This window comes from Agrilactobacillus fermenti (assembly GCF_047943045.1).
Classification (GTDB): domain Bacteria; phylum Bacillota; class Bacilli; order Lactobacillales; family Lactobacillaceae; genus Agrilactobacillus; species Agrilactobacillus fermenti.
In genome coordinates this window covers 60,658-79,163 of record NZ_CP181347.1, presented here as the reverse complement: position 1 = coordinate 79,163, position 18,506 = coordinate 60,658, and the positions used below count along the sequence as shown (strand labels likewise).

The following is an 18,506-nucleotide window of genomic DNA, read 5'->3' as shown; positions in this document are numbered from 1 at the left end:
CTCCTGTTGCCTGTCTGGTATCGATTCCATATACCGTAAAAAATTATGCAGATTGTCGTACGATCAATTTCAACTGTGGTTCAACTGCCACCGGGTGAACCTTTTGCTTTAAGCCTTGTAACAAATCGACCACCGCAACTTCGGCCATAGCTTTAATCGGCTGGCGAATCGTCGTCAGTGGCACTGGTAAATATGCAGCTAAAGGCTGATCATCATAGCCCATAATGGCAATATCCTTAGGTACTTTAATATGATGTTTCAATAATTCGGCAATCATACCTAGAGCAACTTCATCTGAATTGGTAAAGTAGGCATCTGGCCAAACTTCTTTTGGCTGAGCGATCAAAGCCTGTGCCAATTGCTGCCCATCTGAAACAGTATGTTGATGTTCAAAGATCCATTTTTTATTTAAGGGTAAACGCCGCTGCTTTAAATACGCACGATAAGCCTCATTACGGTCAGCCCCATGGCTAGACTTATAAAAGGAACCACCTGTAACATAGGCAATTTGGGGATGCCCTTGCTGAGCTAGGTAATTTAATCCCATCAAAGTTGCCTGTCGATGGTCCAGAATAATTGATTGTACTCCAGGTATACGCACTGCTTCATTCAACAACACGATTCGTCCAGGATAGTCTTCGGCAATTCGCCGAATCGCACTGACATCCTCAACTGAAGCTAAGATCACCCCGTCCAACTGTTGACTTTTTAATTTATCCAAAAAACGAGCTTCTGCTTGCGCATCGTCATAGGTCTGCATGACCATAACTTGATATCCGTATTCATGCAATGATCGTTCCAAAGCATCAAATAGTGCTGTGAAAAAGGGATTAGTGATTCTGGAGACAAGTACGCCAATATTCTTAGTGGCTTGAACCCGCAATTGGGTCGCAATCGCGCTTGGTGTGTAATCTAATGCCTTAATCGCCTGTTCAATGCGTTGTTTCTTTTCGGCAGATACATAAGGTCGATTGTTCAAATAGCGAGAAACGGTCGTTGTGCCCACACCCGCACGCTTAGCAATTTCAGCAATATTCGTCATGTATCCCACCTCCAACTGGAATCGATTTCATAAATGATGAAAGCGTTTTCTTGACGCCTTGTCAACACCTATTATTTTATAAAACAGAGCGTGAGCGGGTCCGGTTTGTTCCGGAGCATCAACCTAGATTTACGTAATGGGTGAATTTTCCCATAAGTAAATCGCAGTTGAGTGACGGAACTGGACACACGAACGCGTTTAGAGCGTGAATGAAGCTGGTCAGCTTTGGAGCACTAACACAAATTGTGCCGATGAAGCATCAGCTTCAGAAAGCAATTAGGGTTAAGTGACAAAGTTAGCTTCATGAGCGCGTTTAAAACAGAGTGCGAGATTCATCGAGTGGTTTTTGAGCATCAACCTAGACTTACGTTGTGGGTGAACTATCCCACGAGTAAGGCACAGTTGACAGTTGGGTAAGAAAACTGATGATTCGAGCACGTTTGATAACGGACGTTCAACAAAAAAAGCACTTAAACAAAATATTAATTTTGTCTCAAGTGCCTTCGTTATATTTGCGTAATCACGCGAAATAATATTACTTTGTTGCCGAAACGCGATCACTAGGGACCTTTATAAACAATAGTCCGCCGATAATAAACAGCAAAATAATACTTAAGATACCATATTTGGTAGCCCCTGTTAATTGAGCAAAAATACCGAATAATGCTGGTCCAATAATAGCCGAAAACTTGCCAAAAATATTATAAATCCCAAAATATTCATTTGCCTTCTCAGAAGGAATAATTTTGGCATAGTGCGAACGACTCAAGGCTTGGATGCCTCCTTGTGAGGTCCCAACTAAAAATGCCAAGATCCAAAAATCAAGTTCTGATTTCATAAAATAGCCCCAAATACAGATCACTAAATAAATAAAAATAGCAATCCCTATCGAGCGCTTATTACCGATACGATTGGCTAAATGCCCAAAGAGAACTGAAAATGGAACGGCAATCAATTGCACCATCAACAATACCAGCATCAACGATGTCGTGGAAAGGCCATAATCAGCTCCCACAGAAGTAGCCATTTTAAAAATTGTATCCACACCATCAATATAGAAAAAATAGGCCGCTAAAAACCAAACAATGTACTTATCCCGCCAAACTGTTTTAAAAGTTCGCGTTACTCGGCGCCAACTGGTACGAATAATATGCGGCACTGGCGTCAAATAATGTGTTTGAGATACATTCAACATTAATGGCACTGAAAAAATTAACCACCAAATCGTGGTCATGATGAAACCAAAATTAACGATACCAGTGCTATCTAAAAAACCAAACCCACGCGTCAATTGCAGCAGCATGATCAAAACAAACGGAATCACGCCGCCTAAATACCCCATGCTATAACCTTGGGCTGATACCCGATCCATTCTAGCAGTTGATGTGACGTCCGTTAAAAACCCGTCATAAAATATATTGGCGCCGGCATATCCGACTGTAGAGATAACAAAAACCACCAATAATAGTAACCATGCTCGAGCTGGTACAAAAACCAATAGTAAGGTTGAAATAATAGCAATGATATTAAAAAAATTAAATAATTTCTTTTTATACGATTGATAATCGGCGATAGCGCCTAATAACGGTGCCAACAAAGAAATGATCAACGTCCCAACGGAATTAGCATAACCCCAATAAGCGGTCGCCGTGGCATTGGCGACACCATCTGCGTGAGCAATACTTTTAAAATAAATAGGCAAAATGGCGGTCACGGTCACAATACTGTATGCCGAATTAGCCCAGTCATATAAAATCCAACTTTTTTCTGTTTTTGTAAATTTCATCTATCTACCCCCGCTCACAACTACCGGTTAACTATTATCTGGATGATCTGAGCACCAATTGTGGCAATGATATCAAAGCCAAAAATCAGGCCGATCACCCATAAATGCTGCTTTTTCTTCATCGCAAAAATGGCAAGATATTCACGAATGATCGCATTAGGTAAGAAATATTTTGACGTTTTACTACCGATCCCATTTGCCGGTAACCCAGCCATTCGCGCGTATAGTCCTGCCCGAAAAGTATGATAATTATTACTGACAAAGATGATATGGCTTTGACTGCTTGTCTGTCCTGAATCTTTTACAATAACAGCTTTAGAAAACTTCATATTTTCAAATGTCGTCTTGGAAGCTGTTTCCGCCAGCGTATCCGTGCGCGGCACCCCATGAGCAACCGCATAATCTTGCATGGCTAAGCCTTCTGCAATCGTTTCATCACCCCCGCGGCCACCAGAAAAAACTAGTTTGGGGGCACGGCCTATTTTGGCTTTTTGCTTGTGATAAAATGCGATGGCCCGTTGAATCCGTTGTGCTAAGAGTGGCGAGACTTGATTACCATTCAATAAGCCAGCACCTAAAACAATAATATAGTCTTGATTAAGCCGCGGGCGATTAAATTGATAAAGTACAAGATTCGTCAAGTAATTATAAAATGATGCTAATAGGTAAAAGATAATTAATGGTAAAATCGCCAAAATTTGATTGAGCCACTGGGGCAAAAACTTGGCCGTTGGTAATAAATTGATGACCCACAAAACAATCCAGCCAATTGCCAAGAGCAGTGTCAAACTATTGGCCAATGTGTGGGCCTCTCGCTTCCAAACGATGCGTGCATTCCACAATAACAGGAAAACCATTGAGAAAAAAAGCAAGAAAATAAGACCAAATACAACAACTGCTAATAAAACCGCAATTCCGGTAACGATTGAATTACGTGTTTGGAACACAAATAAAACAGCATCAGCCGCCAGCAATAACAAGAATAAATTAAACCAAACCCCATTTATCAAACGCCGCTTCTCTGTAAACCATGAGCCTAAAAAAATAGTTAAGCCAACTAGCGGTAAGGCATAGATTGTCATAATGACAATATCGGTTGCGTTAGAATTCACTGATCTTCTTCTCCGTATTCTTCAATATAAGGCCATATTGTCTTTACTTACTGCTTAAGCATTCATCGGGCCTTTATCTTCACCAATATAATTATGATCGAAATTAATTTGCGTTTCGATATCAGGGAAGTGCTTTTTTAAGTCCATATTGATTTGACGATCTAAAGCTTCGTCAGAAATGTCTAATTTTTCGGGAACCACCACATCAAATTGGACCAACTCACCCTGATTATTGGGCAACTGTTCCACATGAAAATCGTGGGTATGCATCCCCAAATCATAACCACGAATAATATATTTAATGGCTTTATGAATCTGATTATAATGCTGGTTATCCAGGTCGATTGGATCCATATGGCACACCAAAGTCACGTTCAAATCACGCTTAAAATCGCGTTCAATTTGATCAATGACCTCATGGGCTCGATCCAACGTCCACCGACTATCAATCTCAATATCCACAGTCGCAAAAATTGCGTTAGGCCCATAACTGTGAATCAGTAGATCATGAAAGCCCAAAATCATATGATATTTTTCCAATTCAGCGGTCATTTCCTCAACTTCTGCTGGACTGGGCCGATTCCCCATTAATTCATTTGTAAAGCCACGCAGCATCATAAACCCACTATAGCCAATATAAAGAGCCACGAACAAACCAACCCAGCCATCAATATTCCAATCCCACAGCTGATTGACAAAAGCCGACAATAAAATGGCACTAGTAGTTAAAACATCCATAAAGCTATCTTTTGCCGTAGCTTTTAGCGTATCAGACTGAATATGATTACCGATTCGTAAGTAAAAGAAGTTCTGCCAAAGTTTGACAATAATTGAAAGGACTAAAACAATTAAAACAACCGCAGAAATGTGCACTGCTTGTGGTTGTCGAATTTTTTCATAAGAGGATTGTAAAAACTGTAACCCGACGAATAATAATAAAATTGAAATAAACAAGCCACTGATATACTCAAAGCGCTGATGCCCATAAGGGTGTCCAGGATCTGGATTTTTAGCAGAGATCTTAAAACCAACTAACGTTAAAATTGATGAAAACGTATCTGTAACGCTATTTAAGGCATCGGCCATAATTGAAACCGAGCCTGATAGTACACCAATCATAAGCTTCATTGCGGCCAGCAACAAATTAGTGATCAACCCTACAAAGCCCGATACTAAACCAAAGCCTTCGCGTTTTTGTTCGGGTTTTCTAGCTTGGTAGCGCCGATCAGACCAATTAATAATGGCGTTGATCACGATTATTCACCTACTTTTACTTTCATAAGTTTGCTGAACTTAGTTCTGTTATAACAACCAAGGCAGAAATTGACAAGTGGCGCACTGTCAAGACCGCTGTTTATAAAAAAATATGGTACGATTAAGAGCGTTATTATAAATACATATCAGTAATGGAGGCTAGTTTTATGCATATGTGGACGGCCCACTTTTTCTTAGAGCATGAAACGAATAATTTGGTTTATCTAAGATTTGGACTGATCATTGTTTCTGCTGTTCTATTGATCATTTCGTTAATTGCTTACATCCGTCACCGCAATAATTCTAAGAATAGAGATATGACGATCATCTTCATTCTATTAACTTTACTATTTGTGGCCATTCAAACAGGTCATTGGCAAGAAACACGGGTAGGTCTCAATAATTCTTCACAAATGGTTGCTTTTCTGAAAAGTGTCAGTCAGTCTCAGAAAACTAACATCAAAAATGTCGCAACGAATCAGCAAAACCTCTCTAGTGGCATGATTATTAAAGTCAATAGAAATTTCTACCGAGTTCAGTTCAATAATGATAGCAATATCAATAGCTATGAACTGACAAAAACCAATCTGATCGATACGCATATCATCTACAACCAAAAATAATAGACACTCATGAAGGGATAATTTATGTTTGATTATATGGATTTAACGATCAAGTTAATTTTGGGCTTTTTTGCATTAATCTTGCAGATCAACTTAGCTGGCAAAGGTAATTTAGCCCCAACCAATGCAGTGGATCAATTGCAAAATTACGTTCTAGGGGGCATTGTTGGTGGAATGCTCTATAATCCCGACATTACAATCCTACAATTTTTCTCCGTACTGTTGATTTGGACGTTGATCGTTTTTATTACTAAGTTTTTGACTAACCACTTTGCACCTATCAAAAAAATTATTGACGGTGAACCGACAACGGTGATCTATAATGGTAAAATCTTGGTAGAACAGGCAGCACAACGGGGTATCACCGCCTATGACCTCTCCTTTAAATTGCGTAATGCGGGAATCTCAGATATCCACAGTGTGAAACGTGCAATTTTAGAACAAAATGGCCAATTAACGGTTACCCAAGTCGGCGATGATGCCTATCATTATCCCGTCATACTTGATGGTCATATTGACCATGATGCTTTAGAATTGATCAATAAAGATGAACCTTGGCTTAATGCCCAAATTGCCAAACAGAAATACGATTTAGAAGATATTTACATGGCAATCTGGCTCAATCAGACTTTACTGGTCTATGCTTACGGCCATGGCTCAGCCAAACATTAAGCTAAGTCATTTTATGATAAAGGAGTCCATTTTATGAATATCAACGAAACCATCCAACGGCAACTCGCCCATAAAACAATTCGTGCCTTTAAACCACAGCCTCTCGATCCAACTCTAGTGACCCAACTCGTTGATGTGGCCCGGCACACAGCGTCATCACAATTCTTACAGGCCTATAGTATCCTTAGCATTGTCGATCCAGCTAAAAAAGCGGCTATTGCTAAGATTTCTGGACAACCTTATGTCGCTGATAATGGTCATTTATTTATCTTTATCGTTGATCAAAATCGTAATCGGCAAATCGGTCATGAAAAGGGCCAAGATAAAAACTTACTAGGCTCAACCAATAAATTATTAGCGGGTTTGGCTGACGCAACACTGGCCGTTCAAAATACTGTCAATGCTGCTGAAAGTCTGGGTCTAGGTACCGTGATTCTTGGTAGTATCTTGAATGATGCCCAACAAATGATCGACCTGTTAGATCTACCAACTTTGACCTTTCCAGTTCTTGGCTTAGCCATTGGTTATCCTGACCAAACACCACAATTAAAACCGCGACTCCCCGAAAAATTTATCCATTTTACAGATACCTACCAATTACCCGATCCTTTGGTTCCTGAATTGGCCGACTATGATGCTCAAGTCCATGAATATTATGACTTACGCGACACAAACCGTCGCGTTGATACTTTTACCAATCAAGTAAAACGCAGCTTAATGAACCAATCTGGTAAGCGTTCAGAACTCTTGCATATTTTGCATCAGCAAGGGTTCCTCAATGATGAACAGGGTTAAACCATCTTACTAGGATCTACCCACTGATCAAATTCAGCCGCCGTCACATAGCCTAATGCTAGGGCAGCATCTTTTAAGGTGCTGTTTTCTTTTTGCGCTTTTAAAGCAATTTGCGCACTTTTCTCATAGCCGATATGTGGCGTCAGAGCCGTCACCGTCATCAAAGAATGGTCTACAAGTTGTTGAATCCGTGCTGGGTTCACCGTCAAGCCTTGTAATAAATGTTGGTCAAAAGATGCCAATGCCTGCGTTAATAGCTGAACACTCTCTAAAAAGGCAGCAATAATGACTGGCTTATAAACATTCAATTCAAAATTCCCTTGGCTGGCAGCAAAAGTGATCGTCGTATCATTGCCAAAAACGCGCGCGCAGACCATCGTCAGTGCTTCAATTTGGGTAGGGTTCACCTTGCCTGGCATGATTGAAGAGCCCGGTTCATTAGCAGGAATATTAAATTCATCATAGCCTGCACGCGGCCCTGAAGCCAAAAAGCGAATATCATTTCCGATCTTCACCAGATCACTGGCTAGCGTCTTTAGCGCCCCATGAACGACATTTAAGCCACTATGATTCGCCAAGCCTTGAAATTTATTTGGTGCTGATACAAAGGGCAGCTTATAAGCATCTTGCAAGGCTGTAACCATACCGGCCGCAAAGCCATCTGGTGCATTCAAGCCAGTGCCCACAGCCGTCCCACCTATGGGTAATTCCAATAATGTTGGGATAAGACTTTGTAAATATTCCCAATCATGTTGTAAGGCATCTTGATACCCACTCAGTTCTTGTCCCACAGTCAATGGCGTGGCATCTTGCAAGTGCGTCCGGCCGATCTTGATCACAGCTTGATAAGCAGTAACTTTTTTACTAAAACTTTTAATAACTTGCTGCAAATTGGTCAATAAATCTGGCAAGGCTAAACTTGCCGCAATCATCATAGCCGTGGGAAAAGTATCATTAGAACTCTGACTTAAGTTCACATCATCATTGGGATGCAAGGATAAATCAGGATCCAATTGCGCCGCCACATGGACAATAACTTCATTAACATTCATATTCGTTTGCGTCCCACTGCCCGTTTGGTAAATCACAAGGGGAAAATCTTGCCGATTGTCCGTAGCTAATAACCGTCGACAGCTTTGCTGGATCAAAGTCGCTTTAGCTGGTGTCAGTTTACCCAACTGTTGATTCACCTTGGCTGCAGCGGCCTTAATCCCAATCAAAACACGAACCACTTCATAAGGCATCCGTGGCCCAATTTTAAAATTTTCTAAACTGCGCTGCGTCTGGGCACCCCATAAAGCTTGTTGCGGTACTTGTACAGCCCCTAAAGCATCGTGCTCTGTACGAAAAGTCATTTATCACACCTGCCAATCTAACAGTTTACGGTGCAGATCAGTTACGGAATCAGCTAGTACCTCAGCGCCAGCTTGGACTAATTCGGCTTTTGCTCCGAAACCATACAAAACGCCTACAGCATGGACGTGATTCACCAAGCCGCCCGCAATATCATTAGCTCGGTCGCCCACCATGACAATATTAGCTAGCTGCTTTTCTGGCATGCGCGCCAAGCCATAAGCTAATATTTCATCCTTTTGCGTCCGCGTCATTTCATCATCCGTTGCCGCAAATAAACCGGTCATATACTGGTCGAAGCCAAAACGGGTACTAATTTTCTTGGCAAACATTTCGGGTTTAGCTGTCGCAATAGCTAGACCATAACCAGCCGCTTTCAAATCAGCCAGCATGGGCATAATACCTGGAAAAACAGCATTTTCCTGCCAGCCAGTTTCACCATAATAATCATGGAAATGTGCCATAAATGCTTGAACTTGATCAGGATCTTGAATTTCAGAATATTTTTGCACTGTCTGGTTCAACGGTGGCCCGATAAATAATTGTAGAGTTTTATCATCTGGAGTTGGAACATTCATTGCCTTAAAACTATATTTTAAGCCATTAAGAATGCCCTTTTTTGAATCGGTTAATGTACCATCTAAGTCAAAGAAAACGGTTTTAGTCATTTCGAGCTCCTTTTGGAAAATTTTTCTAGAATTTTACTATAATTTATAAAAAGTTAGCAAATTTCCGACAATTTGGTCATACTTTCTTCACACTTTCATTTTATAGTTATTTTTGTAAATGATTATTGAATAAATAATCATTTAGATCCAACCCCATTACTAATGGAGATACCCCCAATATTTCTGTTAGTATAGCTTTTTCATTTTACTCCTCCAAAGTAAAATATTAGTCTGTGTCTCCCTACACAGACGACCCTTACTCCTTGAGCTGCCAGACCTCCCAACTGGTGGCTCTTTTTTTATGCCAACTTCGCGAAAAATCGGACTATTGTTTGATAGTCAGTAGGAACTTAAATGCTGTAAAATATAATTAAAGCATTAAAAATGAGGTCACAATATGATTGATAACAAACAAGTGGCGCATTTAGGTCTGTCTAAGCAAGAGGTCGCCACAAGAATTGCTCAGCATCAGCAAAATACGCCACCAAAGCCGTTAACGCGTAGTATTAAACGCATTATATCAGATAACACTTTAACATTATTTAATTTGGTCAATTTAGTCATCGGTTTGTTTGTCTTTTACACGGGTAGTTATCTTGACCTGCTCTTTTTATTTCCTGCATTTTTCAACACGGTCATTGGTATCTACCAAGAAGTTCGTGCAAAACGCGCGATCGATAGTATGTCACTGTTGACTCAAGAAAATTTTCAAGTGATTCGTGACCATCAAATTATAGCGTTACATCAAGCCGACATTGTTTTAGATGATGTTTTAATTTTACATCGCGGGGATTCCGTCCCTGTCGATGGTAAAGTAATTGCGTCAAGTAATGCAGAAGTTGACGAATCCCAATTAACCGGTGAAACTGACGCTATCTTAAAACAGCCAGAGGATGCTGTATACTCAGGCAGCTTCCTACTAAGCGGGCAACTCGTGGTCAAAGTCACAGCTGTCGGTGATCAGAGCTTTGTTTCTAAATTATCAAATCAAGCTAAACAGGAAAAACGTGAAAGCAGTGAACTGCTAAACATCATCAATCGTATCATAAAAATTTTAACTTTCGTGATCATTCCGGTGGGTATTCTACTCTTTACCTCCGCTCAATTACACCGTGGAGATTTAAATCGTTCCATTCTTAGTTCGGCAGCTGCAATGATTGGTATGATCCCAGAAGGTCTGGTTCTACTAACTTCAGTAGCTTTAGCTGTCGGTGCTTTGAATTTAAGTAAGCGTAAAGTCTTGGTTCGATCCTTGAGTGCCATTGAATCTTTGGCTCGTGTAGATACGCTGTGCTTAGATAAAACAGGTACAATTACAACTGGGAACCTCAATGTCAACAAAATTATCAATTTAACATCGCAAGCGCAAACTGAAATAACTAACACGATTGCAAAAACCATCTACGCCCTTAACGACGATAATCAAACAGCGAATGCACTAAAGAATTTTTTATCCCCGATCAAAGCCGATACAGTGGCCACAATTCCATTCTCATCGCAACGCAAATGGAGTGGGGCAACCTTTACGAACGGACAAAGTGTCGTGATCGGTGCACCAGAGTTCATTTATCACGAACGTACTTTAGCACCCGAGTTGGTTACTAAAATCACAGATTTTTCTAAAACTGGCTATCGTGTGCTATTAGTAGCAGCTGGTCAAGTACCGTTGGAAAAAAAATTTAATGATGCCTTAACCCCTATTGCCCTAGTCTTGATTACGGATGAATTACGACCCAATGCGGCAGAAACCTTTGCTTATCTGCGCGCCCAACAAGTCACAATCAAAGTTATCTCTGGCGATAGTCCTTTAACCGTTAGCAATGTTGCCAGTCAAGCCGGCATTCCTAATGCAGAACAGGCCATTGATATGTCCACTCAGACTGAAACTGCCGACTATGATCGCTTGGTCCAAAAATATACCGTTTTTGGCCGTGTCAGTCCATTACAAAAGAAATACTTAATTACGGCCTACCAAAGAGCGGGTCATACTGTGGGCATGACCGGCGACGGCGTCAACGATATTTTGGCTTTACGGCAAGCAGACTGTAGCATCGCCATGGCCACCGGTTCCGAATCGACCCAAAGTATTGCTGACTTTGTCCTGCTAAATTCTGATTTCAACGCGATGATCTTTGTTTTGAACGAAGGTCGGCGCGTCATCAATAACGTGGAGCGCGTGGCTTCACTTTATTTGATCAAAACGATATATTCAGTAATTTTAAGTGTGCTCTTTATTTTCTTTAATAGCGATTATCCTTACCAGCCTCGCCAGCTGACACCGATCAACGCCCTAACAGTAGGCATTCCTTCATTCCTATTAGCGCTTGAGCCTAATTATCAGCGCGTCAAAAAACGCTTTATGCGTAATGTCATGGAAACCGCTTTGCCCGGAGCTTTAAGTGTGGTTTTATATGCCGTGATTATTCACATCTTCGGCAATATTTTTAATCTGCCTTACACAATGACAGCTACGTTGACCGTTCTCATGACAGGCATTGTTGGTTTTTCGGCTTTAGCAGCAATTTCTTGGCCCCTGGATCGCGGTAAAACAATTCTAATTTGTACTCTGGCATTGATATTTATTGGTATTTTCTTAGGCTTTAACCATATCTTTAAATTGCAAAGCCTGCTTTCTTGGTCTATGTTCATTTACTACGTGCCTTTAGGCTTAAGTGCTGTCCCCGTCTTCATCTTAATGCGTGAAGTGCTAGGTAAAAGGATCTTTTCTCGAATCAACTGGCGTTAGAGGGTATAATCAACTTATCAGATATGGGGAGGTCAAGTCCATGAGTGAACAGAATTTTTCATTGAAAGATCGTACCTCTGGTGATTCTTATACAGGCACAGTAACCGCTAATGGCAAAGCACGTTTGGTTGAATTCAAGTTTGATCGGCTTAATGAGCCTCTGATCATGAGCTATGAACAAGCTCGTGATCATTTGCTTCAAGATGCAGCATCAACGACTACCATACCTTTAGCTGAACAAAAGCTGACGCTTAATCGTGTCGCCTTAGGGACGATTGCCATGAATGCTTATCTCGAAGCAATCGGGCAGTCATTTATCTATCGCCGCCAAAATGTTCAAGGATTCATGAATAACACTGCCATTGAGTTAGATTTAAAGGGGTTCTTAGATATTGATCGCCAAACCGTCCTTATGAGCGTCCTTGCCAGAGAAAGCACCGATCAACCGAACTTTCATTTTACAGAAGGCCGCTTTTCTCAAAGCGATGGTCAGCACTTGCTCGAGCGTGGATCTGACTTTACCTTGACATTCACTGATCGTAAACATGCCACAATTTCTTGTGACCTATTAGGAAATTTCATCCTATCTTTCTTCTAAAAATTGATTTGGAGTAATGACTGTGAATTTAGAAAAAACTGGTCGAGGGCCTTTTTTCGGCTCCTTTGTCCTAGCCCTAGCAACAATTTTATTTAATTTTTTGCCCTTACTGTTGGATAATTCCATCTTTTCTATCTTTCAAACGATCACGCTGATTTTATTTATCATAACCGCGATTTATACCTTTACTGAAACTGCACCGCGTTCAATCTATCGACGCTTATCCTGGATTTTGACTTTAGCTGTTTTCGGCTTTAACGTGATCATCTCTTTTTTGTCTTTTTAATGGATATACTCATTCAAAGCGCCAAAATACTTGTAGCCACATTTTTCATGACAAAATACAGCCAAATAATATATACCAGCTATTCTCATTATTTAGAAACAAATGGCTAAAAATAGAGGCTGGGACATAAGCCACGCAAAATAAAATAATCGTAGTTTTCAGACTGATATTGAATCTGAAAACCACGATTATTTTTTTAACGATTGATTTTCTAAAAATAACATTGACTTTGAGGGTCAGTTTCAGCAGATTAGCTGCCATAATTGCAATTCCTGCTTCAGTAGTAACCTTTTCAATCCCACGAACCGAGGTTCGTAGGTACTTCAAATTAGCCTTCAGATTTCCGAAGAATGGTTCATCTTCGATTTTCTCAAGGCATAAATTGCTTTTGTTTCATCATTATCTTTTAGTCTTTCACGCATCTGTTGTTTATGGTGTTCCCAATTGGGATTGATGTTGATCTGACGCAGGTTACCTCCAGGTGTATGAGCATAGAAATAACCCTCCGGTCGTCATAATCTAGAGCACGATAGGTTCGAAGGTTTCGCACGAAACCACTCTTGTCTTTGCGGTGACCTTCTCTAATAAAGTGGAATTTGATGCCATGCTCGTCAGTATAGTAATCTTTGATCGGATCATAGTTCCAGTTCATTATTTTACTTGCATCACGTCGATAGGATCGAGTCTGCTCTTTTTCGAACATCCCGTAAGGGATCAGGAGCTTGTGCAGTCAGTTTGTTTTCAATGTAGTTATAATTCTGTTCACTACCGTAGCCCGCATCTGCCACAATATATTTTATTGGTGTTGTTTGGAAATCCATAGATTGTAAAAATGGGATCAGCGTTCTTTGATCAGCTGGTCGTTGGTTGATATCGTAGTATAGTGCAAACTGATTTTGAGTCGCGATCTGAAGATTATAACCTGGCTTCAACTGACCATTTTGCATTGCATCTTCTTTCATGCGCATAAAAGTTGCATCCGGATCAGTCTTAGAAAAACTATTTCGATCACCAAAAATTGCATTGTTAGACTCATATTTACGTTTTCTAGGTAGGTAGTCACTGTCGATTAAATGACGGTCGTGTTTGAACTTTCGCCGTAGGCGTTTGTTAGGTGAACCGCCGGAATAATCGGCTCTGTCGCAATCACTTGATCTAACCGTTCGATTTCGTTAGTCAACTGCTCGGACGTTTTTTCAAGTGTTTTTGAGTCTGTCTTTGGCGCTTCATCTGACATTGCCAGATCAACTTTATTTTGAACGAGTTCCTGATAAAGGCCAGCAATTTTTTTATCTAGTTGTCCTTCAAACCTTTCGGAGGCCTTGCGCCAGACGAAGGTATACTTGTTGGCATCAGCAAGTAGTTTCGTACCATCGATGAATAATGCACTATCATCGATCAAGCCTTGGGCTTTTAATAATTGCCGAAAGCTCAAGAACATTGCCTCTACCAACCGCTTCATCTGGTCGGAAGAACGAAATCTATTGATGGTACGGTAACTAGGAACGGTATCTGGATCACCGATCAACCATTTAGTCGGAATATTCTCTTGAGCCATAGCCTCTATCTTACGGCCAGAAAAGTTTTGTCTGGTATAGGCAAATAAGATGACTTTTAAAAGCATTGCTGGATTATAAGCCGGGCGGCCAGAGGTCATGGCCTTTTCGTAAATTAATTTATCGGGATCGAATCGACAAAATGACTAATGGCAACGGCAACGTGGTTTGATGGGATATTGATCTCCAAAGGGATTGATAAACGCAACTGATTATTGTTATAATTTTGATACACGACAGTGTCCTCCTTTTCTTTCTAGAGTTTTGTCGCTTATAGAATAACATTGGAAGGCACTTCGTGCCTACATAAAAGCAAAAAATTCCTTGAGATCAGATCTCAAGGAATTTTTTACTTTAGGCTGTATAAAAAGACTTATGTCCCAGCCTCTATTATTTCACGAACGATGATACTTTGAACACGCGTTTTAAGCGCTTATAACTCATTTTTCATATATAGCTTGTCAGCAGCTGTTTCTTGGAATAATTCATCCACTGAGTGACGATCATAAGTCATCTGTACAGCCTGCCCTAACAAAGGGCCAACAGACAATTGAACGACTTTATCAAATTGCTTTTCTTTTGGTAAGCGAATGGAATCCGTAACAACGACTTCTTTGAGCGGTGACTCTTGTAAGCGCTGTGTCGCACCAGCAGAGAAAACAGCATGCGTTACACCGGCGTAAACTGCTTTTGCACCAGCCTCTAAAAGAGAATTTGCTGAATAAACGACCCGATTCCCGGTATCGATCATATCGTCAATGACGATACAAGTTTTACCTTCAACATCTCCAATGATGTCTAATGTTTCAGTAGCATCACTTTCATCACGTTTGTCTACGATTGCAATTGGCGCTCCAAAATATTCAGCTAAAGCACGGGCACGTTTGGTTGTACTATGATCTGGTGCCACTACGACCACATCATCGCCTGTGCCTAAATTCAAGCTCAAGAAATAATGGGCTAACAATGGAATAGCTTGTAGATGATCCACTGGAATATCAAAGAAGCCCTGAATTTGATCGGCATGGAGGTCCAAAGTCAATACACGCGTTGCCCCATTCATTTCAATCAAGTTAGAAACCAATTTTGCCGTTATTGGTTCTCTGGAGCGCGTTTTACGATCGGCGCGTGAGTATGCAAAATACGGTAAAACAACATTGATCGTCCGCGCACTGGCCCGACGCAAGGCATCGACCATAATCATTAATTCCATAAAGTTCTCGTTGACAGGGTCGGAAACGGATTGGATTACAAAAGTATCATCATTGCGGACACTTTCGTCAATACTAATTTGGATTTCACCGTCACTGAAGTGTTTCACAGTTGCGCCGCTTAAGGGCACACCTACTTGATCAGCAATCTTTTGTGCTAACTCAGGATTGCCATTTAAGGCGAAAATCTTCAACTGTGATTCATGCTTTTCAGACAATATTTCTGCCTCCATATTTAATTTCAATTATTATACAACTAAGGTATATTATAGGGTATTAAGACTTGCTTTGCACCCTTTATTGTAAAGCAACGCCCACAACTCAATCAAAGGAGTCGATCACATGGCAGAACAGACCAATTTACCACCACGTAACCAAGTTGATCCTAATCTAACTTGGGACCTTACAGCTATTTTCCCAGATATTAAAGCATTTGAACAAGCACAAACGGCTGTTAATCAGGAAGTTAATCAATTTGTTGCATTAAATACTACCAAAACTTTGCAAAATGAGCAAAATCTCATTAAGGCACTCAAAGACTATAACGCGCTGCTAGCCAAAATCGATGTGATCGCTAATTATGCTGAACTACAACAATCTGAAGATTTAACAGATGCCAAGCACAATGCCTTAGCGCATAAAACGGCTGCTAATTTAGCACAATGGCAAAGCCAATTTAGCGTATTTGAAAGCTACTTGACCACCTTAGATGCCTCAGCTGTGACAGAACTGGCTCAGCAGTTACCAGAATTTTCAGGGTACTTCCGTACGCTTTTACGCCGAAAAAAAATCCAATTAGCACCAGATGTGGAAGCAGTACTAGCTAAATTGCAACCCGTTTTTGATGGACCTAGCAACATCTATGCGCAAACACGTTCAGCAGATATGCAGTTCCCCGACTTTACTGTCAAGGACAAGTCCTACCCCCTATCTTTTACCTTATACGAAGACTACTACGCCTTTCACCCGGATCCCGCCATTCGCCGAGCAGCTTTCACCGCTTTTTCAAATGTTTTGGCCCAATATCAAAATACCGTTGCCCAAACTTATTTGACGCAAGTGACCCGAGAAAAACAGGCTGCTACTCTCCGCGGCTTTGATTCAGTGGTAGATTATTTATTATATGATCAAGAAGTCGATCGAGCGCTTTTTGACCGCCAAATTGATTTGATCATGACTGAATTTGGCCCGGTCATTCAAAAATACCTCCATCATCTTCAGCGAGTTCGTGGCTTAGATCAACTCAAATTTTCGGATCGTCTAATTGATTTAGATCCAGATTTTGAGCCTGATGTAACTATCGAAGCCTCGCAGGACTATATTTTGAAGGCTCTACAACCTCTAGGTGCAGACTATCAAACAATGATTCGCCAAGCTTATCCCCAACGCTGGGTCGATTTTGCACAAAATATCGGTAAAGAGACTGGCGGTTTTTGTGCCCAGCCTTATAGTAAACAACCCTATATTTTATTATCTTGGCACAACAAATTATCTGACCTCTATACGCTGATTCATGAACTGGGACATGCTGGACAAGGCTTGCTATCTCAAAAAAATAATGCCTATTTAGATTTTGAACCGTCCACTTATATTATTGAAGCACCATCTACTTTCAATGAATTATTACTTACGCATGCCTTGAATCAACAGGCAAAAGCCCAACAGGACACCCGCATGCAGCGCTTTGCACTGGCTAAGATGATCAGTAATACTTATTTCCATAATTTCGTCACCCATTTATTAGAAGCCGCCTATCAACGAGAAGTTTACCGCTTGATTGATGCCGGTGAAACTTTTGATGCTGAGACCTTGAATCAAATTACAATTGATATCTTCCACCAGTTCTTTGGCGATGCTCTGACGCTTGACCCTGGTGCAGAGTTAACTTGGATGCGTCAAGTTCATTATTACATGGGCTTATATTCCTATACTTATTCAGCCTCATTGACTGTTGCGACCCAAGCTTATTTGCGCATACAAAAAGAAGGTCAGCCAGCCATTAATGACTGGTTAGCCTTCTTAAAATTGGGCAATACTAAAAATCCCGTTGACGCTGCGTCAGTTGCTGGCGTAGATATTACTACAGCTGAACCGCTCAAACATACCATTCAATTTCTTGCCAATACTGTGGATAAAATCATTGCTTTGGGTGACTAAAATCATTGATCAATGGAATTAACGTCAAGCCACGGGCCACATAATTACTGTGGTTTGCCTGAGGTATGATTTTTAATTGACTGTGTATAATAGCCTGGGCAACTTTTTCAGTTTCACGTTGCGGAATCAAATCATGCTGTCCCGCCAAAACTAAGGTAGGGACAGTTATTTTTTTTAGCTCATTTTCAGTAATATGGGGCTCATTAAACATCAAATCTAATTTAGGATCTGGCCGAACTTGATTTTTCAGCCAATACAGCGCCCGAAAAAAGGGACTAAGCTGAAAAGGCTGGGTATTGGCGCCGCTCACGATCAATCGGCTTAATAAATCAGGAAATTGGCTGGCAATCAGTAAACCAACGATGCCCCCATCGCTAAAGCCATATAAAATCGGTCGATCCAGCTGCATTTTTTGAATAAAAGCGACGACATCGGCCGCCATATCTTGATAATGAAATACAGACACAGGGTCGCTTTGCCCATGGCCCCGCGTATCTAATCGATAAACCTGAAAATTTACGGCTAACGCTGGCGTGATCGTATCAAATAAATGTAAATTTTCTCCATTGCCATGTAATAAAATCAGTGGCTGCCCCTGACCACTAACTTCATAATTAATCTGTACCTGATTTAATTTAATTTTCATC

General features: G+C 40.8%; 18 protein-coding genes. 7 read left to right on the top strand and 11 right to left on the bottom strand.

Annotation, left to right across the window (positions count from 1 at the left end; all coding sequences use genetic code 11):
• Positions 1-43: 43 nt before the first annotated feature.
• From ACNAN0_RS00385 to ACNAN0_RS00370, 4 genes are all read right to left on the bottom strand, one after another.
• Entirely contained in the window at positions 44-1,042 is a 999-nt protein-coding gene (locus ACNAN0_RS00385; protein WP_416353536.1) for a LacI family DNA-binding transcriptional regulator, read from the bottom strand.
• Positions 1,043-1,577: 535 nt separating this feature from the next.
• The gene (locus ACNAN0_RS00380) at positions 1,578-2,828 is read right to left on the bottom strand and encodes an MFS transporter (RefSeq protein ID WP_416353535.1); all 1,251 of its coding nucleotides are present in this window, start codon (positions 2,826-2,828) and stop codon (positions 1,578-1,580) included.
• A gap of 20 nt (positions 2,829-2,848) precedes the next feature.
• Positions 2,849-3,940, bottom strand: coding sequence for a YdcF family protein (locus tag ACNAN0_RS00375; RefSeq protein WP_416353534.1), 1,092 nt, complete (start codon positions 3,938-3,940; stop codon positions 2,849-2,851).
• 54 nt (positions 3,941-3,994) lie between these two features.
• Complete coding sequence (locus tag ACNAN0_RS00370) at positions 3,995-5,194, bottom strand: cation diffusion facilitator family transporter (protein ID WP_407929185.1); 1,200 nt, start codon at positions 5,192-5,194, stop codon at positions 3,995-3,997.
• Between the two features lie 167 nt (positions 5,195-5,361).
• On the opposite strand from ACNAN0_RS00370, the gene ACNAN0_RS00365 reads away from it, so the two are divergent.
• Genes ACNAN0_RS00365 through ACNAN0_RS00355 form a run of 3 tightly spaced genes read left to right on the top strand, consistent with a single transcriptional unit; the run spans position 5,362 to position 7,284 of the window.
• Positions 5,362-5,817, top strand: coding sequence for a DUF3290 family protein (locus ACNAN0_RS00365; RefSeq protein WP_416353533.1), 456 nt, complete (start codon positions 5,362-5,364; stop codon positions 5,815-5,817).
• Positions 5,818-5,841: 24 nt separating this feature from the next.
• A complete protein-coding gene (locus ACNAN0_RS00360; RefSeq protein ID WP_416353532.1) occupies positions 5,842-6,489 on the top strand; it encodes a DUF421 domain-containing protein in 648 nt (215 codons plus the stop codon).
• Positions 6,490-6,522: 33 nt separating this feature from the next.
• Positions 6,523-7,284, top strand: coding sequence for an NADPH-dependent oxidoreductase (locus ACNAN0_RS00355; protein WP_230913391.1), 762 nt, complete (start codon positions 6,523-6,525; stop codon positions 7,282-7,284).
• On the opposite strand, the gene ACNAN0_RS00350 is transcribed toward ACNAN0_RS00355, so the two are convergent.
• The gene (locus ACNAN0_RS00350; RefSeq protein WP_416353531.1) at positions 7,281-8,639 is read right to left on the bottom strand and encodes a class II fumarate hydratase; all 1,359 of its coding nucleotides are present in this window, start codon (positions 8,637-8,639) and stop codon (positions 7,281-7,283) included. The two genes, ACNAN0_RS00355 and ACNAN0_RS00350, sit on opposite strands and share 4 nt — an antisense overlap.
• 3 nt (positions 8,640-8,642) lie before the next feature.
• Positions 8,643-9,305 carry an HAD hydrolase-like protein gene (locus ACNAN0_RS00345; protein ID WP_416353530.1) on the bottom strand — a complete coding sequence of 221 codons (663 nt, stop codon included), beginning with the start codon at positions 9,303-9,305 and terminating at the stop codon, positions 8,643-8,645.
• A 397-nt stretch (positions 9,306-9,702) separates the two neighbouring features.
• On the opposite strand from ACNAN0_RS00345, the gene ACNAN0_RS00340 reads away from it, so the two are divergent.
• Genes ACNAN0_RS00340 through ACNAN0_RS00330 form a run of 3 tightly spaced genes read left to right on the top strand, consistent with a single transcriptional unit; the run spans position 9,703 to position 12,935 of the window.
• Complete coding sequence (locus ACNAN0_RS00340; RefSeq protein ID WP_230913388.1) at positions 9,703-12,051, top strand: cation-translocating P-type ATPase; 2,349 nt, start codon at positions 9,703-9,705, stop codon at positions 12,049-12,051.
• A gap of 40 nt (positions 12,052-12,091) precedes the next feature.
• Positions 12,092-12,649, top strand: coding sequence for a hypothetical protein (locus tag ACNAN0_RS00335; protein WP_416353529.1), 558 nt, complete (start codon positions 12,092-12,094; stop codon positions 12,647-12,649).
• Positions 12,650-12,671: 22 nt separating this feature from the next.
• The gene (locus ACNAN0_RS00330; protein ID WP_230913386.1) at positions 12,672-12,935 is read left to right on the top strand and encodes a hypothetical protein; all 264 of its coding nucleotides are present in this window, start codon (positions 12,672-12,674) and stop codon (positions 12,933-12,935) included.
• 45 nt (positions 12,936-12,980) lie between these two features.
• Here the strand turns inward: ACNAN0_RS00330 and ACNAN0_RS00325 are convergent, their stop codons facing one another.
• From ACNAN0_RS00325 to ACNAN0_RS00310, 4 genes are all read right to left on the bottom strand, one after another.
• Complete coding sequence (locus tag ACNAN0_RS00325; protein ID WP_416354209.1) at positions 12,981-13,301, bottom strand: hypothetical protein; 321 nt, start codon at positions 13,299-13,301, stop codon at positions 12,981-12,983.
• A 299-nt stretch (positions 13,302-13,600) separates the two neighbouring features.
• Positions 13,601-13,903 (bottom strand): transposase, encoded by a 303-nt coding sequence (locus ACNAN0_RS00320; RefSeq protein ID WP_416353528.1) that lies wholly within the window; start codon positions 13,901-13,903, stop codon positions 13,601-13,603.
• 101 nt (positions 13,904-14,004) lie between these two features.
• Positions 14,005-14,592, bottom strand: coding sequence for a transposase (locus tag ACNAN0_RS00315; protein ID WP_416353527.1), 588 nt, complete (start codon positions 14,590-14,592; stop codon positions 14,005-14,007).
• A gap of 332 nt (positions 14,593-14,924) precedes the next feature.
• The gene (locus tag ACNAN0_RS00310) at positions 14,925-15,920 is read right to left on the bottom strand and encodes a ribose-phosphate diphosphokinase (protein WP_416353526.1); all 996 of its coding nucleotides are present in this window, start codon (positions 15,918-15,920) and stop codon (positions 14,925-14,927) included.
• A 124-nt stretch (positions 15,921-16,044) separates the two neighbouring features.
• Here ACNAN0_RS00310 and pepF point away from each other — a divergent pair, with 124 nt between their 5' ends.
• On the top strand, positions 16,045-17,859 hold the full coding sequence (pepF, locus tag ACNAN0_RS00305) for an oligoendopeptidase F (RefSeq protein WP_416353525.1): 1,815 nt from the start codon (positions 16,045-16,047) through the stop codon (positions 17,857-17,859).
• Here the strand turns inward: pepF and ACNAN0_RS00300 are convergent.
• Positions 17,840-18,505 (bottom strand): alpha/beta fold hydrolase, encoded by a 666-nt coding sequence (locus ACNAN0_RS00300; RefSeq protein ID WP_416353524.1) that lies wholly within the window; start codon positions 18,503-18,505, stop codon positions 17,840-17,842. The genes pepF and ACNAN0_RS00300 overlap by 20 nt on opposite strands.
• Position 18,506 lies beyond the last annotated feature (1 nt).

Excerpts from the sequence above, each read along its gene's own strand:
- ACNAN0_RS00385 (WP_416353536.1), bottom strand. The coding sequence starts at position 1,042 with ATGACGAATATTGCTGAAATTGCTAAGCGTGCGGGTGTGGGCACAACG.
- ACNAN0_RS00380 (WP_416353535.1), bottom strand. The coding sequence starts at position 2,828 with ATGAAATTTACAAAAACAGAAAAAAGTTGGATTTTATATGACTGGGCT.
- ACNAN0_RS00365 (WP_416353533.1), top strand. The coding sequence starts at position 5,362 with ATGCATATGTGGACGGCCCACTTTTTCTTAGAGCATGAAACGAATAAT.
- ACNAN0_RS00360 (WP_416353532.1), top strand. The coding sequence starts at position 5,842 with ATGTTTGATTATATGGATTTAACGATCAAGTTAATTTTGGGCTTTTTT.
- ACNAN0_RS00355 (WP_230913391.1), top strand. The coding sequence starts at position 6,523 with ATGAATATCAACGAAACCATCCAACGGCAACTCGCCCATAAAACAATT.
- ACNAN0_RS00350 (WP_416353531.1), bottom strand. The coding sequence starts at position 8,639 with ATGACTTTTCGTACAGAGCACGATGCTTTAGGGGCTGTACAAGTACCG.
- ACNAN0_RS00345 (WP_416353530.1), bottom strand. The coding sequence starts at position 9,305 with ATGACTAAAACCGTTTTCTTTGACTTAGATGGTACATTAACCGATTCA.
- ACNAN0_RS00340 (WP_230913388.1), top strand. The coding sequence starts at position 9,703 with ATGATTGATAACAAACAAGTGGCGCATTTAGGTCTGTCTAAGCAAGAG.
- ACNAN0_RS00335 (WP_416353529.1), top strand. The coding sequence starts at position 12,092 with ATGAGTGAACAGAATTTTTCATTGAAAGATCGTACCTCTGGTGATTCT.
- ACNAN0_RS00320 (WP_416353528.1), bottom strand. The coding sequence starts at position 13,903 with ATGCGCATGAAAGAAGATGCAATGCAAAATGGTCAGTTGAAGCCAGGT.
- ACNAN0_RS00315 (WP_416353527.1), bottom strand. The coding sequence starts at position 14,592 with ATGACCTCTGGCCGCCCGGCTTATAATCCAGCAATGCTTTTAAAAGTC.
- pepF (WP_416353525.1), top strand. The coding sequence starts at position 16,045 with ATGGCAGAACAGACCAATTTACCACCACGTAACCAAGTTGATCCTAAT.
- ACNAN0_RS00300 (WP_416353524.1), bottom strand. The coding sequence starts at position 18,505 with ATGAAAATTAAATTAAATCAGGTACAGATTAATTATGAAGTTAGTGGT.